This is a genomic window from Flavonifractor sp. An100 (assembly GCF_002161175.1).
In the GTDB taxonomy this organism is placed as follows: Bacteria; Bacillota; Clostridia; order Oscillospirales; family Oscillospiraceae; genus Lawsonibacter.
Window position 1 is genome coordinate 39,766 of record NZ_NFMA01000024.1, and the last position, 15,318, is coordinate 55,083.

Consider the following 15,318-nt stretch of genomic DNA (forward strand, 5'->3'; position numbering starts at 1 on the left):
GTGTACCATGTTGTTGCAAATCAGCGGCAGGGAGGAGCATTTATATTGAGCCGATTAGCCATTGAGACGCCCGGACAGGCCCAGACCGTACTGAATGGCCTGTACCGGGACATGGGCCGGCGCATCAGCGCCAGCCAGCCGGGGCTGTGCCCGGTGGATATGTCCCTGAACTTTCTGCGGCTGTGCCATGCCCAGACCTGCGGCAAGTGCGTGCCCTGCCGCATCGGGCTGGGCCAGCTGGCCGTACTCATTGAGCAGGTGCTGGACCGCACCGCCACCCTGGAGACCATCGACCTCATTGAGCGCACCGCCCGGGTCATTGCCGACTCGGCGGACTGCGCCATCGGCTTCGAAGCAGCCAATATGGTGCTGCTGGGCATTCGGGGCTTCCGGGAGGACTATGAGGAGCACATCCTCCACGGCCGGTGCATCTGCGGGCTGAGCCACCCGGTGCCCTGCGTGTCCACCTGCCCCGCCCACGTGGACATCCCCGGCTACGTGGCCCTGGTCCGGGAGGGGCGGTACGAGGACGCGGTGCGCCTCATCCGTAAAGATAACCCCTTCCCCGCCGTGTGCGCCTATGTGTGCGAGCACCCCTGCGAGGCCCAGTGCCGGCGGCGGATGGTGGATGACAGCGTGAACATCTGCGGGCTCAAGCGCTACGCCGTGGACCACTCCCCCGACCTGTCCGCGCCCTCCAGGGCGGCTGACACTGGGAAGCGGGTGGCCGTCATCGGCGGCGGTCCCGGCGGTCTGACCGCGGCCTACTACCTGTCCCTCATGGGCCACAAGGTCACCGTGTATGAGCAGCGCCCCAAGCTGGGCGGCATGCTGCGCTACGGCATTCCCGACTACCGCCTGCCCCAGGATGTGCTGGACCGGGATATCACCCACATCCTCTCCACCGGCATCACCGTCCGCACTGGCGTCTCCATCGGCCTGGACATGGACATGGAGGAGCTCCAGAAGCGCTATGACGCGGTGTATATCGCCATCGGCGCCCACACCGACAAGAAGCTGGGGCTGGAGGGCGAGGAGGCGGAGAACGTGGTTAGCGCCGTGGAGCTGCTGCGCAACATCGGCGAGGGCCGGGTGCCCGACTTCACCGGCAAGCGGGTGTGCGTCATCGGCGGCGGCAATGTGTCCATGGACGCCACCCGCACCGCCCTGCGCCTGGGGGCCCAGCAGGTCACCTGCGTGTACCGCCGCCGGGTGGAGGACATGACCGCCCTCGCCGAGGAGATTGAGGAGGCCATGGCCGAGGGCTGCCAGATTCTGCCCCTCCAGGCCCCCGCCCGCATTGAGGCCGGTCCCGACGGCAGGGTGGCCGCCCTGTGGACCCGTCCCCAGCTCATCAGCTCCTACGGGAAAGACGGGCGGCCCCGCCCCGTGGACGCGGCGGAGAAGGAGTTCCGCATCCCCTGCGACTACGTCATTGTGGCCATCGGTCAGGCCATTGTGGCCAAGCCCTTTGAGTCGGTGGGCGTCACCACCCGCCGGGGCGCCATCCAGGCCGACCTCACCAGCTCGGTGCCCGGGGTGGACAACGTCTTTGCCGGCGGCGACGCGGTCTCCGGCCCCGCCACCGTCATCCGCGCCGTGGCGGCGGGCAAGGTGGCCGCCGCCAATATCGACAGCTTCCTGGGCTTTGACCATAAAATGCACTGCGATGTGGACATTCCCCCTGCCCACCTGACCAACACCCCGCCTTGCGGCCGGGTCAATCTGAAAAACCGGCACCTCAACGACTACCGGGGCAGCTTCGAACTGCTCAAGGAGGGCATGAGCTGTGAGGAGGCGACCCAGGAGGCCAGCCGCTGCCTGCGCTGCGACCACTTCGGCTACGGAATCTTCAAGGGAGGGAGGAGCAAGGAATGGTAAACCTCACCATCGACGGCCGCCCCGTCCAGGCGCCCGAGGGCACCACCATTCTGGAGACCGCCCGGCAGGCCGACATCCACATCCCCCACCTGTGCTACCTGATGGGCATCAATGAAATTGCCGCCTGCCGGGTGTGCTGCGTGGAGGTGGAGGGGGAGCGGGCCATGGTCACCGCCTGCAACAACCCCGTTCAGGAGGGCATGGCCGTCCACACCAACTCCCCCCGGGCCCGCAGCACCCGGCGCATCAACGTGGAGCTCATCCTGTCCCAGCACGACTGCAAGTGCGCCACCTGCGTGCGCAGCGGCAACTGCCAGCTCCAGGAGATTGCCAACGACCTGGGCATTCTGGACCTGCCCTACGAGACCCAGCTGCCCCAGGGCCTGCGGAAGGCCTGGACCACCACCTTCCCCCTCTTCCACGACTACAACAAGTGCATCAAGTGCATGCGCTGCGTCCAGGTGTGCGACAAAATCCAGTCCCTGAGCATCTGGGACGTGGCCGGAACGGGCAGCCGCACCACCATCGACGTATCCAATAACCGGGTCATCAAGGACTCGGACTGCGCCCTGTGCGGCCAGTGCATTACCCACTGTCCTACCGGCGGCCTGCGGGAGCGGGACGACACCCAGCGCGCCTTTGCCGCCCTAGCCGACCCGGACAGGATTACCGTGGTCCAGGTGGCCCCTGCGGTGCGCACCGCCTGGGGGGAGGCCCTGGGTCTCACCCGGGAGCAGGCCACCATGGGCCGCATGGCCGCCGCCCTGCGCCGCCTGGGCTTCCGCTACATCTTCGACACCAACTTCTCCGCCGACCTCACCATCATGGAGGAGGGCAGCGAATTTCTCCGCCGCCTCCGGAAGGGAGACATGGCCCAGTACCCCATGTTCACCAGCTGCTGCCCCGGTTGGGTGCGCTTCCTCAAGGGCCAGTACCCCCAGCTCACCGGCCGGCTGTCCACCGCCAAGAGTCCCCAGCAGATGTTCGGCAGTGTGGCCAAGAGCTGGCTGGCCCGGAAGCTGGGGGTGGAGCCGGAACAGATCTTCTGCGTGTCCATCATGCCCTGCGTGGCCAAGAAGGCGGAGAGCGAGCTGCCCACCATGGCCACTGACCACGGCCCGGACGTGGACCTGGTACTCACCACCCGGGAGTTTGTGCGCATGCTGCGCGCCGACAAGATTATCCCCGCTCTCCTCCCGGAGGAACCCCTGGACGACCCCATGGGCGTGTCCACCGGCGCCGGCGTCATCTTCGGCACTACCGGAGGCGTGATGGAGGCCGCCCTGCGTTCGGCCTCCTTCCTGCTTACCGGCAAGAACCCCGACCCGGAGTCCTTCTCCCAGCTGGGGGAGGGGCCTGGCCTGCGGGAGGCCACCTACGACCTGGCGGGCACGCCGGTGCGCTGCGCCGTAGTCAGCGGCCTGGGCAACACTCGAAAGCTGCTGGAGCGCATTCTGGCGGGCAAGGCCCACTATGACTTTGTGGAGGTCATGGCCTGTCCCGGCGGCTGCGTGGGCGGCGGCGGCCAGCCCATTGACAAGGAGGACCGGGAGCTGGGCGGCGTCCGGAGCGACCGGCTCCACCAGCTGGACCGCCAGGCCCCCCTGCGCTTCTCCCACGAGAACCCCCAGGTCCAGGCCCTGTACCGGGAGTTTTTGGGCAAGCCCCTCAGCGAGATCTCCGAGCACCTGCTCCACACCGACCACACCGCTTGGGCCATGCCCAACCAGCGGAAAACCGGATAATTCCCTTTTCAAAAATTCAGCAAGCTAAACCAATATGGTTTTGCTTTAATTTGCTTGATGTTATATTCCACAACAGTAACCATGCTGTACTAATCCACTGTGCCTTAGCCCCCACTGTTCGCCCTTGTGAGCCGCTGTGTGGCGGTTTTGAGGGTTGGCTAGGGTAACGGCCCAACAAAAGCATGTCAAGGCAGATTTGGGCCGGTAACGGGAGATAAATGGGTCCTCATCGAAGCCCAGCGCAAGCGGATTTAGTGGGTAGAGTCAGAGCGGTGAATGAGCGTTTTTTGCCTCTTTGGGCGGAAACGAGGGGGATACCGCTTGCGAAGACAAGGCGCAGGGCCGATGTGAAAAAAAGCGGGAGAAACCACACCTCACCTCCCCGCAGTGCGGATAGAAGCCGACAGTGGTGGGGAGACGGTTTTCCCCACCCTCGGGTGGGGCAAGCAGAGCGTTTGGCTTGCCGCGAGCGGCTGCCAAACGCCTTTTTGCGGGCAGAAGCCCGCACCCACTTTCCGCTGACCGCAGCTGTGCCTCTCCTCCGCACCGCAAGACCTGCGCCACAGAAAACAAAATGAGGGCTACACCCAAGCACCGTAATTGATAACTTTCTCTTAACTCTGCCCGTTTGCCCTGGCTATCCACAAAAATCTTTGGTATGTTGTCTTTCCCGGACAGGGAGCGGCAGCATACCAAATTTTTATGCGGAGGTGAAAGAGTATGGCAACCAGAACCAGAAACCAGGTAATCGCCTTCCGGGTAACCCCAGCCGAGAGGAGGCAGATCAGCGCAAAGATCAAGCGCTCTGGGCTGAGCCAACAGGAGTATCTGCTGGATGCAGCCCTGCATCATCCCATCTATGTGATGGAGGAGCTCAAGCCGATCCTCTCGGAACTGCGTGCCTGGGGTAAAAACCTGAACCAGCTGACTGCCCTGGCCCATCAGGGGCGAGTTCAGACTGTCTATCTGCAGGAGCTTACCGCGGCCCTGGGAAGGACCTATGAGGCGGTCAGCACACTGACGGAGAAAGGTCCGGTGATTCATTACGGCAACCTGTAGCTTCATCAAGGAACGCAAGCAGACGGCTGGGAGCATGGGGCGGGTGATCCAGTATGTATCCCAGCCAAAGAAAACCATGGACGAAAAGGGCAACCGCTACCTGACGGGGGTCAACTGCGTGGCAGATGTGGCCATGCAGAGCTTCATGGCCACCAAACACCTCTACGGAAAAGACACCGGCACCTTCTTCTACCAGTACACCCAGTCCTTCTCCCCGGAAGAAGAGCTTACTCCCGCCCAGGCCCATGAGATCGGGCTGGAATTGGCGGAGCGATTCTTCCCCGGCTGTGAGGTCCTGGTGGCAACTCATGTGGACCGGGAGCACCTTCACTCCCATCTGGTGGTCAACTCCGTCCATCCGGATACCGGGAAGAAGCTCCATTTCACTCCCAGAACGCTGGAACAGATGCGGAAGGTCAGCGACCAGATCTGCATAGAACACGGCTTGACCACTCTCAAACCATACCAACAGGATCACCGGACCCGTGGCCTAAGAGCCGGGGAATACCGGGCCGCTATGCGGGGAGAGAGCTGGAAGTTTCAGCTCATCACCACAGTGGAGGCGGCCATGCGGCGAGCTGGCAGCCGGAAGGAATTCATACAGGAGATGAAGCGACGGGGCTACCAGGTGCGCTGGGAGGAACATCGAAAGCACATCACCTACACCACACCTACCGGAATGAAGTGCAGAGACGATAAGCTGCACGAGCTAAAGTTCAGAAAGGAGAATATGGAGCATGAGTTTAGAATACGAAACCAGGCAGCAAAACAGCGCCTTAACCGCACTCAAACAGCGGGCGGCGCCACCTACTCTCACGGACCAGAAGCCCAATGTGTTGTACACCATGCCAGTACAGACCGTGGAGCGGCTGGAGGAGGTCCTGCAGCAGACCTTGGCATTACAGAAAACGATTCAGGCATCTATGGCAGCTCTGGCCACAAAAGAGAGCCTGGAGCCGCTGGCTACGGCGGAACAGCTCCATCAGTGGCTGGAGCAGACACAGGCTCTCAATCAGAAAACCCATCGGGCGATGGGAGAGATTCTCTCCGAAATGAGGGAGGAGCACAAACGGGATGGGAGGCAGAGAGACGAGTTTACCAGGGAGCTCTCCGAGATCCGGACAACCTTTCAGAAGGATACCCAGGAGGCAATTGCCTCGCTCCGCAAATGGATCCCTTTCATTATCATGAGTTCTGCGGCGGCGGCTGTGCCGGTGTGCATCCTGATGTGGCAGACGCTGACATAACGGATGAAGTGCTTCGGCTGCTCTCCAGGCTGGAAGGAAGTAACGATGACTATGTTCTGGATGCTACCACCAGACATAGCCGCGGAGACCGAAAAGCACTGGCGAAAGAACAAAGGAAAAAGATTGCTCTGGGGCATAAGGAAGATGACCACGAGCAGGGACAACAGATGATGTGACGCAGGGGCTCTGCACGCTCAAGTGCGGAGCCCTAAGCGTATTAAAAACTACATCGCTAATCAAAGAATAAGGGTGGAGAAAATAGTACGCCGTTAACAAAGATACCCGCAAAACCTTCTGCCAGGCAATTGTTACTGTTCTGATAACTCTGCTCATTCCCTATGGCTATCCATCGAGAAAGCTGGTATTGTGTGTTGCTGCAAAGGAGGCGACACACGATGAATGACTACATGACCGCTTTATACCAGCGGTTCTTCCAGGAGCCGGACTTCACAGAGCTGGAGGAAGAAATGGAACAGACCCGCCAGGAGGTGCGGGACTGTCTGGACAAGCTGCAGAGGCGTAAATTGATGCAACTGGTGGATGCACAGAACTTACTGCGGGAGAAAACCTCTCTGGCCAGTTTTATGGCAGGCTTTAAGCTGGCCTGGGGCATTGCGAAAGAACTGGAGACAGACGGTCTGTACTCTTTCGACTACGAACAAGAACAGCGGGCCTGCAAGGCATCAGAACAGGAGGTGAAGCCTCGTGGCAAAGAAACGGGCTAACGGAGAGGGCAGTATCAGAAAGCGGAAGGACGGACGTTGGGAAGGGCGATACACCGCCGGGTATGATGCCAAGACTGGCAAGCGGATCACCAAGAATGTGCTGGGCAAGACCCAGGCGGAGGTCAGGGAAAAGCTAAAAAAGGCTCTGGAGGAGTGCCAGGGGCTGGATGTGAGCCGCACCGAAGAATACACTGTAGCTGCATGGCTGCGCACTTGGTACGAGCTCTACGCCAAGCCTAATATCCGCACTGCCACGGCAAACCGGTATGAACTCATCATCGAGCGCTACACCATTCCCAAGATCGGAACCATCAAACTAAAGAAGCTGACCACCCGGCACCTGCAAAAGCTCTACAAGGAGTTATTGGAGGACGGCAGAATACATGTTGGAAAAGAACAGACCCAAGGTCTGAGCACCACTACTGTCCGCAGCGTCCACCTGATGCTCCATGCGGCCCTGGAACGGGCGGTGAAGGAACGGCTCATCCCCAGAAATCCCACCGAGGACTGTATTGCCCCCAAACCTCGAAAGATCGAGATGCAGATTCTTCCCTCTGAAGATATGCATGCCTATCTGGAGGCAGCCAAGGCCCGAGACCTGCTTCCCATGTTTTATCTGGAATTGGTCAGCGGATTGCGGAAGGGGGAGCTGGTAGCCCTGCGGTGGGACGATGTGGACATTCAGAACAGAACCATCTCGGTCAGCAAACAGTACGTCCGCAACCCGGACGGCTCCCTGGAGCTCACCCGGCCCAAGACGGAGAACTCCGTCCGCCTGGTGTCCATCCCGCAGACAGCGGTGGACTTGCTGATCCAGGAACACAACAAGCATCCGGACAGCCCTTACCTGTTCCCCTCCCCGATCACCATGGAAATGTACCATCCGGATTCCGTAGTCAACCTCCATAAGAAGATCCTAAAGGACGCAGGACTGCCCCACATCCGCTTCCACGATCTGCGGCACACCTTCGCTACCACAGCCCTTCAGAACGGCGTGGATGTAAAAACGGTGTCCTCCATGCTGGGCCACTACGATGCCGGGTTCACCCTCCGCACTTATACCCACGCCACACGGCAGAAGCAGGACGAGGCAGCAGCCACCATGGGCAGCTTCATGGCGCAGGTGATGTAAGGCAGAGAAAAAGCGCACCGGACAGGAAAACCTATCCGGTGCGCTTACATACTCCCATGCGAGCCCAGCGCAAGCGGGTCGCATGGGAAAAGGAGGCACAGTGAAATGAGCGAGCTTTGCCCGCAAGGGCGAAACGAGGGATATGGAACTTGTGCCGACGTGGGTCACGGTGTGGGTCAACCAACTGACCCATAGTTTGACCCACACTGAAAAATCAAAAATTGCAACAAAAAAGCCTCAAAAACCGAAGTTTTCAAGGCTTTTTGGAGCTGCTAGGCAGATTCGAACTGCCGACCTCATCCTTACCAACTGGTTGGGAGCCTTCCAGCCCTTGATTTTCAACGCTTTCCGGTCCTTTTTGCTCCAAAAGGATGAGGTCGGCAGCACTCTTTACTCCGTTGGTTCCGTATAGTCCTTTCCCCATGTGGGTCAGCGTGTGGGTCAAGCTCGCAATGCGGAAGACTCCTCTTAAACCAGACCCCACTGTTTATTTTGATAGTCCAGAACGAGTTTTATCGCGTACTTGACATCCTGCATGACTTTATCGGCATCCTCTTTTGAAATCTCAATTTCCCAGTAACGAGACATATGCGCACCATCTTCATATCCAAGATAATATGTTCCATCTGCTTCTAATATTTTGATGCCACTCTCTTCAAAAATTATCATAATTATACATATAATGAAAACCACCTCCAACCAGGTGGTTTTCATTCGTTCTCCTTCCCTTAAAAATTGTCATCCGCCAAGTATAAAACATACTATGGCATAATCATCTTTCTGTAAATATGGAACTCACTGTGTATTCTCCCACGCGCGGCCGGTCTATAATTGCTTCAGGAATGCCTCCTGCAGTGTATCCTCCCGGAATCCAATATTGATTGGCTCCAATTTCATTCCCGCTAGGAATACGAAGCCCGCTGGGATTAATAATATCTACTCTGACAGGGTGATCGCCCAAGTATCCTGGTTCAAATCCTAACAACTCCTCCAGAATACTAACATCCCCGTTAGCCTTTGCAATTATATCATCTACATAGGTGGAAGGAAATACAAATGTCCCATCCGGCGGTCCTACCTCCCCCGTAGGGGCCTTTGCATAGAATTTTGTTGCGCCACCGCGAAACAAATCTAAATGTTGATCGATATATTCCTGAGAAAGATATGTACTGGGATTCGGCCGCTGGCCTTTTGGTGCTTTAATTATATCATCGATTTGAGAAGGTGTCAGCCCCGCATTTCGAATAAGGTCATCCACATCATCTGTCAATGTACCAGCTGCACGCAGCGCATCGTCGGTGCTTCCAGACAGGATTTCCTTTACGTTGATGGCAGCTTTATACGCAGAATAGACAATTAATACTGTACCAATGATGTCTAGCCAATGCTCCAATGACCAGGGGTCTTCTGGTGCTATTGCACCCGAGAGTGTGTCTACTGTTCCAAATGTAAAAAAGTTTACGATACTATACAGATTCGGATCTTCTACCATCGCATCGAAGTTAGAAACAATGCCACCCCACGCACCACTGACAATTCCAAAGGTCAACCAGTCCAGAAAGCTACTAAAGTTATCCCATTTACGTCCACTACGCTCTGCTTGGGCATTCAGCAGAGCATCAATCAAATTTTCTCCGTCCTTCCAGAGACTCGATAAATAAGACGCAACCGCAGAGGCCAAGTTATATGTTCCATCTTGATCCAAAATGTTTTGGTCGTAATTCAGAACCATGTGCTCTGAAACAATGGGAATTTTTGTAATGCGCTCTGCAGAAATTCCAAATGGAAATGTACTATGGTCAATTAAGTAGATACCACCAGTTGTTCCTCTTCTTTCTGAATAAAAACGCTGAATAAAGGCCTGTTCATCCATTTTATATAACAGTTCTGTCTGGGAGTCCATGACCAGTAGCTCGCAGCGACAATTTGGATGCAGTGGAGGAATTGGAACATCCGCAATCGAAAATACATGCCCGTGATAGGCATTACATGTTTCACAAGTGTCAGCACTCTGTTCGCTCAGGAAAAGGAAACGGGTGTACCCCTGCTTCGTAAAATCTTCTAATGTAAGCCAGACCGAAAACTCTTGATCGTACCGATTAAACTTTGCGGATAATGTACGCATTCCTGTTTCAACTTCAAAATATGCTTTAGAGATAGCTGTATCTGTAACCAAATGATCTTCTAGCTCTTGAGTATATTTTGAGATGACCTGGTGAGCAAAACTATGTGGAAATAACTCCATGTCCCGTTCAAACGTGTGACGGAGATAATATGGAGCTCTGCTATCAACTTTGAATTTTTTGAGATATGTAGCCGTAGCTGTAGTAAGCAATGTCTGCAATTCTTCCTGTTGCGGGGAAATCGTTTTTTCCGTAGTCGTATTCAATCTGCTGGAAAGCTTTTTCTGATAAAGTGAGTAATTCGATACACCGTTTTTATTAGGGAAAGCTGGCCCTGGCAGCAGATATGGATTCAAATTATTTGTCATTTGTGGCCTCCTGACATACAAAATATTGGGGACAAGAAATTGTTCTTATATGTAGGAATAAATAGAAAAAAATTGCACACAGACGTACAACAGTTTAATTACATTGTAAAAAAGACATAGCAAAATTTAACTTGTTAAGCGAAGCAAAGACACCGCCAGCACTTTCCCCGCCGTTTGCCCCTGTGGGCCGCTTTGTGGCCTCTTTCCGGGTAAGGTAGCGTAACTGCTCCCCACAAGATTTTAGGGCGCTTTACCCCTTTGTTTGCCATTGACATTGAGAGGCTATCGGGTGACGAAAAAAAGCGGTAGAAATTGTGCCACATCCCCCCGCAGCGCGGATGGAGGCCGACCGTGGGATGGAGACGATTTTACCCACCCTTGGGTGGGCAAGCAGAGCATTTGGCTTGCCGCGAGCGGCTGCCAAACGCCTTTTTGCGGGCAGAAGCCCGCACCCACTTTCCGCTGACCGGCAGCTGCGCCTTTCCTCCGCACCGCAAGACCTGCGCCGCAGGAAACAAAATAAGGGCTACACCCAAGCACCGTAATTGATAACTTTCTCTTAACTCTGCCCGTTTGCCCTGGCTATCCACAAAAATCTTTGGTATGTTGTCGTTCCCGGACAGGAAGCGGCAGCATACCAAATTTTTATGCGGAGGTGAGAAAGCATGTCAACGCGAACCAGGAATCAGGTGATCGCCTTCCGGGTAACCCCAGCCGAGAGAAGGCAGATCAGCGCAAAGATCAAGCGCTCCGGGCTGAGCCAACAGGAGTATCTGCTGGATGCAGCCCTGCATCATCCCATCTATGTGATGGAGGAGCTCAAGCCGATCCTCTCGGAACTGCGTGCCTGGGGCAAAAACCTGAACCAGCTGACTGCCCTGGCCCATCAGGGACGAGTTCAGACTGTCTATCTGCAGGAGCTTACCGCGGCCCTGGGAAGGACCTATGAGGCGGTCAGCACACTGACGGAGAAAGGTCCGGTGATTCATCACGGCGACCTGTAGCTTTATCAAGGAACGTAAGCAGACGGCCGGGAGCATGGGGCGGGTGATCCAGTATGTATCCCAGCCAAAGAAAACCATGGACGAAAAGGGCCACCGCTACCTGACGGGGGTCAACTGCGTGGCAGATGTGGCCATGCAGAGCTTCATGGCCACCAAACACCTCTACGGAAAAGACACAGGCACCTTCTTCTACCAGTACACCCAGTCCTTCTCCCCGGAAGAAGCGCTCACTCCCGCCCAGGCCCATGAGATCGGTCTGGAATTGGCGGAGCGATTCTTCCCCGGCTGTGAGGTCCTGGTGGCAACTCATGTGGACCGGGAGCACCTTCACTCCCATCTGGTGGTCAACTCCGTCCATCCGGATACCGGGAAGAAGCTTCATTTCACTCCCAGAACACTGGAACAGATGCGGAAGGTCAGCGACCAGATCTGCATGGAACACGGCTTGTCCACTCTCAAGCCATACCGACAGGAGCACCGGACCCGTGGCCTGAGCGCAGGGGAATACCGGGCCGCTATGCGAGGAGAGAGCTGGAAGTTCCGGCTCATCACCACGGTAGAGGCGGTTATGCAGCGTGCTGGCAGCCGGGAGGAGTTCATACAGGAAATAAAGCGACAGGGTTACCATATACGCTGGGAGGAAAATCGAAAGCACATCACCTACATCACGCCTACCGGAATGAAGTGCAGAGACGATAAGCTGCACGAGTTAAAGTTCAGAAAGGAGAATATGGAGCATGAGTTTGGAATACGAAACCAGGCAGCAAAACAGCGCCTTAGCCACACTCAAACAGCGGGCGGCGCCACCTACTCTCACGGACCAAAAGCCCAATGTGTTGTACACCATGCCAGTACAGACCGTGGAGCGGCTGGAGGAGGTCCTGCAGCAGACCTTGGCACTACAGAAAACGATTCAGGCATCCATGGCAGCTTTGGCCACAAAAGAAAGCCTGGAGCCGCTGGCTACGGCGGAACAGCTCCATCAGTGGCTGGAGCAGACACAGGCTCTCAATCAGAAAACCCATCGTGCGATGGGAGAGATTCTCTCCGAAATGAGGGAGAAACACAAACGGGATGGGAGGCAGAGAGACGAGTTTACCAGGGAGCTCTCCGAGATCCGGACAACCTTTCAGAAGGATACTCGGGAGGCGATTGCCTCGCTCCGCAGATGGATCCCCTTCATTATCATGAGTTCAGCGGCGGCGGCAGTGCCGGTGTGCATCCTGATGTGGCAGACGCTGACATAACGGATGAGGTACTTCGACCGCTCTCCAGGTTGGAGGGAAATAACGATGACTATGTTCTGGATGCTACCACCAGACATAGCCGTGGAGACCGAAAAACACTGGCGAAAGAACAAAGGAAAAAGATTGCCCTGGGGCATAAGGAAGATGACCACGAGCAGGGACAGCAGATGATGTGACGCTGGGGCTCTGCACGCTCAAGTGCGGAGCCCTAAGCGTATTAAAAACTACATCGCTAATCAAAGAATAAGGGCGGAGAAAATAGTACGCCGTTAACAAAGATACCCGCAAAACCTTCTGCCAGGCAATTGTTACTGTTCTGATAACTCTGCCCATTCCCTATGGCTATCCATCGGGAAAGCTGGTATTGTGTGTTGCTGCAAAGGAGGCGACGTACGATGAATGACTACATGACTGCTCTCCACCAGCGGTTCTTCCAGGAGCCGGACTTCACAGAGCTGGAGGAAGAAATTGAACAGACCCGCCAGGAGGTACGGGACTGTCTGGACAAGCTGCAGAGGCGTAAATTGATGCAGCTGGTGGATGCCCAAAACCTGCTGCGGGAGAAAACCTCTCTGGCCGGTTTTATGGCAGGCTTTAAGCTGGCCTGGGGCATTGCAAAAGAATTGGAAGCAGACGGCCTGTACTCTTTCGACCACGAAGAAGAACAGCGGGCCTGCAAAGCAGCAGAACAGGAGGTGAAGCCTCGTGGCAAAGAAACGGGCTAACGGAGAGGGCAGCATCAGAAAGCGGAAGGACGGACGTTGGGAAGGACGATACACCGCCGGGTACGATTCCAAAACTGGCAAGCGCATTATCAAGAATGTGCTGGGCAAGACCCAGGCGGAGGTCAAGGAAAAGCTGAAAAAGGCTTTGGAGGAGTGCCAGGGGCTGGATGTGAGCCGCACCGAAGAATACACTGTGGCCACCTGGCTTCGCACCTGGTATGAGCTCTACGCCAAGCCCAATGTCCGCACTGCCACGGCAAACCGGTATCAGCTTATAATCGAGACCTACACCATCCCTCGCATTGGTGACATTAAGCTAAAGAAGCTGACCACCCGGCACCTGCAGAAGCTCTACAAGGAGTTATTGGAGGACGGCAGAATACATGTTGGAAAAGAACAGGCCCAAGGTCTGAGCACCACTACTGTCCGCAGCGTCCACCTCATGCTCCACGCCGCCCTGGAACGGGCGGTGAAGGAGCGGCTCATCCCCAGGAATCCCTCCGAGGACTGTATCGCCCCCAAGCCCCGAAAGATCGAGATGCAGATTCTTCCTTCTGAAGATATGCATGCCTATCTGGAGGCAGCCAAGGCCCGAGACCTGCTCCCCATGTTCTATCTGGAATTAGTCAGCGGCCTTCGGAAGGGGGAGCTGGTCGCCCTGCGGTGGGATGATGTGGACATCCAGAACAGAACCATCTCGGTCAGCAAACAGTACGTCCGCAACCCGGACGGCTCCCTGGAACTCACCCGGCCCAAGACGGAAAACTCCGTACGCCTGGTGTCCATCCCGCAAACCGCGGTGGACCTGCTGATCCAGGAACATAACAAGCATCCGGACAACCCTTACCTGTTCCCCTCCCCCATCACCGGAGAACTATACCACCCGGATTCGGTGGTCAACCTCCATAAGAAGATCTTGAAGGACGCAGGACTGCCCCACATCCGTTTCCACGACCTTCGGCACACCTTCGCCACCACAGCCCTTCAGAACGGTGTGGATGTAAAGACGGTGTCCTCCATGCTGGGCCACTATGATGCCGGGTTCACCCTCCGCACCTACACCCACGCCACACGGCAGAAGCAGGACGAGGCAGCAGCCACCATGGGCAGCTTCATGGCACAGGTCATGTAGGGCAGAGAGAAAAAAGCCGGGCGGGAAGCGCAAACTTCCCGCCCGGCACTCTTTAGCCCTTTCCGCATGTGGGTCACGGTGTGGGTCAGTTGGTTGACCCACATTTTGACCCACACTAAAAAATCAAAAATTGCAACAAAAAAGCCTCAAAAACCGAAGTTTTCAAGGCTTTTTGGAGCTGCTAGGCAGATTCGAACTGCCGACCTCATCCTTACCAAGGATGCGCTCTACCGACTGAGCTATAGCAGCATGTTTGTCCCCTTTCGGGGAACTATTTTGAACAGGCCATACCTGGAATTTCCAAGGCGTCCCGGGTACTCCCGGGGGCTATTCAAACAGCCATCCGGCTGGAGTTATTAAATGGCGACTCGGAAGGGACTTGAACCCTCGACCTCCGGCGTGACAGGCCGGCGTTCTAACCAACTGAACTACCGAGCCATTTAATCTATATCAAACAGATTACTCTGTTGATTACTTGGCAGGGGCAGAAGGAATCGAACCCTCGGCACGCGGTTTTGGAGACCGCTGCTCTACCTGCTGAGCTATACCCCTATATGGTGGGCCTTCACGGGCTCGAACCGTGGACCGGCCGGTTATGAGCCGGCTGCTCTAACCAACTGAGCTAAAGGCCCATGACCGTTCACACGTAAGGTTCGGAAAGAGCGGCTTGCCGTCATGGTTGGCGGCAAGCCGCTTTCTGGCTCCCCAAGTTGGACTCGAACCAACGACCCTGCGGTTAACAGCCGCATGCTCTACCGACTGAGCTATTGAGGAATGTGAAAGGGTCCGGCCCGGATGGACCGGACCCTTATGTTGGCGTTACCTATTTTCCCGGTCCGTCTCCAGACAAGTATCTTCGGCAGAAGCGAGCTTAACTTCCGTGTTCGGAATGGGAACGGGTGGACCCTCGCTCTAATCAACACCAACTGA

General features: G+C 56.2%; 12 protein-coding genes, 5 tRNA genes and 1 rRNA gene. 10 read left to right on the forward strand and 8 right to left on the reverse strand.

All coding sequences use genetic code 11. From position 1 onward, the window contains the following. The first annotated feature begins 45 nt into the window (after positions 1-45). From B5E43_RS12245 to B5E43_RS12270, 6 genes are all read left to right on the forward strand, one after another. Positions 46-1,881, forward strand: a complete 1,836-nt coding sequence (locus B5E43_RS12245; protein WP_087397121.1) for an NAD(P)-binding protein — start codon at positions 46-48, stop codon at positions 1,879-1,881. After that, positions 1,875-3,626 carry a [FeFe] hydrogenase, group A gene (locus B5E43_RS12250; RefSeq protein ID WP_087397123.1) on the forward strand — a complete coding sequence of 584 codons (1,752 nt, stop codon included), beginning with the start codon at positions 1,875-1,877 and terminating at the stop codon, positions 3,624-3,626. The genes B5E43_RS12245 and B5E43_RS12250 overlap by 7 nt, the downstream gene beginning before the upstream one ends. A gap of 720 nt (positions 3,627-4,346) precedes the next feature. Beyond that, positions 4,347-4,685, forward strand: coding sequence for a plasmid mobilization relaxosome protein MobC (locus tag B5E43_RS12255; protein ID WP_087397124.1), 339 nt, complete (start codon positions 4,347-4,349; stop codon positions 4,683-4,685). Between the two features lie 43 nt (positions 4,686-4,728). Further along, on the forward strand, positions 4,729-6,108 hold the full coding sequence (locus tag B5E43_RS12260; RefSeq protein ID WP_158099059.1) for a relaxase/mobilization nuclease domain-containing protein: 1,380 nt from the start codon (positions 4,729-4,731) through the stop codon (positions 6,106-6,108). Between the two features lie 219 nt (positions 6,109-6,327). Then, positions 6,328-6,657 carry a hypothetical protein gene (locus tag B5E43_RS12265; RefSeq protein ID WP_087348104.1) on the forward strand — a complete coding sequence of 110 codons (330 nt, stop codon included), beginning with the start codon at positions 6,328-6,330 and terminating at the stop codon, positions 6,655-6,657. Continuing rightward, positions 6,638-7,789: a site-specific integrase gene (locus B5E43_RS12270; RefSeq protein WP_087397128.1), complete on the forward strand. Its 1,152-nt coding sequence runs from the start codon at positions 6,638-6,640 to the stop codon at positions 7,787-7,789. Before B5E43_RS12265 ends, B5E43_RS12270 begins: the two co-directional genes overlap by 20 nt. Positions 7,790-8,257: 468 nt before the next feature. Here B5E43_RS12270 and B5E43_RS12280 read toward each other — a convergent pair whose 3' ends face one another. Together B5E43_RS12280 and B5E43_RS12285 are read right to left on the reverse strand one after the other, a co-directional pair. After that, a complete protein-coding gene (locus tag B5E43_RS12280; protein ID WP_087397132.1) occupies positions 8,258-8,503 on the reverse strand; it encodes a hypothetical protein in 246 nt (81 codons plus the stop codon). A 58-nt stretch (positions 8,504-8,561) separates the two neighbouring features. Continuing rightward, a complete protein-coding gene (locus B5E43_RS12285) occupies positions 8,562-10,280 on the reverse strand; it encodes a hypothetical protein (protein WP_087397134.1) in 1,719 nt (572 codons plus the stop codon). A gap of 665 nt (positions 10,281-10,945) precedes the next feature. Here B5E43_RS12285 and B5E43_RS12290 point away from each other — a divergent pair. The 4 genes from B5E43_RS12290 (at position 10,946) to B5E43_RS12305 (ending at position 14,388) form a co-directional block, all read left to right on the forward strand. Next, entirely contained in the window at positions 10,946-11,284 is a 339-nt protein-coding gene (locus B5E43_RS12290) for a plasmid mobilization relaxosome protein MobC (protein ID WP_087397136.1), read from the forward strand. Between the two features lie 43 nt (positions 11,285-11,327). Next, a complete protein-coding gene (locus tag B5E43_RS12295; RefSeq protein ID WP_158099060.1) occupies positions 11,328-12,707 on the forward strand; it encodes a relaxase/mobilization nuclease domain-containing protein in 1,380 nt (459 codons plus the stop codon). A 219-nt stretch (positions 12,708-12,926) separates the two neighbouring features. Then, positions 12,927-13,256: a hypothetical protein gene (locus B5E43_RS12300; protein ID WP_087397141.1), complete on the forward strand. Its 330-nt coding sequence runs from the start codon at positions 12,927-12,929 to the stop codon at positions 13,254-13,256. Further along, on the forward strand, positions 13,237-14,388 hold the full coding sequence (locus B5E43_RS12305) for a tyrosine-type recombinase/integrase (protein ID WP_087397143.1): 1,152 nt from the start codon (positions 13,237-13,239) through the stop codon (positions 14,386-14,388). The genes B5E43_RS12300 and B5E43_RS12305 overlap by 20 nt, the downstream gene beginning before the upstream one ends. Positions 14,389-14,561: 173 nt before the next feature. Here B5E43_RS12305 and B5E43_RS12310 read toward each other — a convergent pair. The 6 genes from B5E43_RS12310 to rrf all read right to left on the reverse strand — a co-directional run bounded on the left by B5E43_RS12310 (position 14,562) and on the right by rrf (position 15,315). Further along, positions 14,562-14,637, reverse strand: a tRNA-Thr gene (locus B5E43_RS12310). Between the two features lie 112 nt (positions 14,638-14,749). Then, a tRNA-Asp gene (locus B5E43_RS12315) sits at positions 14,750-14,826 on the reverse strand. 38 nt (positions 14,827-14,864) lie between these two features. Next, positions 14,865-14,940, reverse strand: a tRNA-Trp gene (locus B5E43_RS12320). 3 nt (positions 14,941-14,943) lie between these two features. Continuing rightward, positions 14,944-15,020 (reverse strand) — tRNA-Ile (locus tag B5E43_RS12325). 66 nt (positions 15,021-15,086) lie between these two features. Next, positions 15,087-15,162 (reverse strand) — tRNA-Asn (locus tag B5E43_RS12330). Positions 15,163-15,199: 37 nt separating this feature from the next. Next, positions 15,200-15,315: ribosomal RNA gene (gene rrf / locus B5E43_RS12335) — 5S ribosomal RNA — on the reverse strand. Between the last annotated feature and the right edge of the window lie 3 nt (positions 15,316-15,318).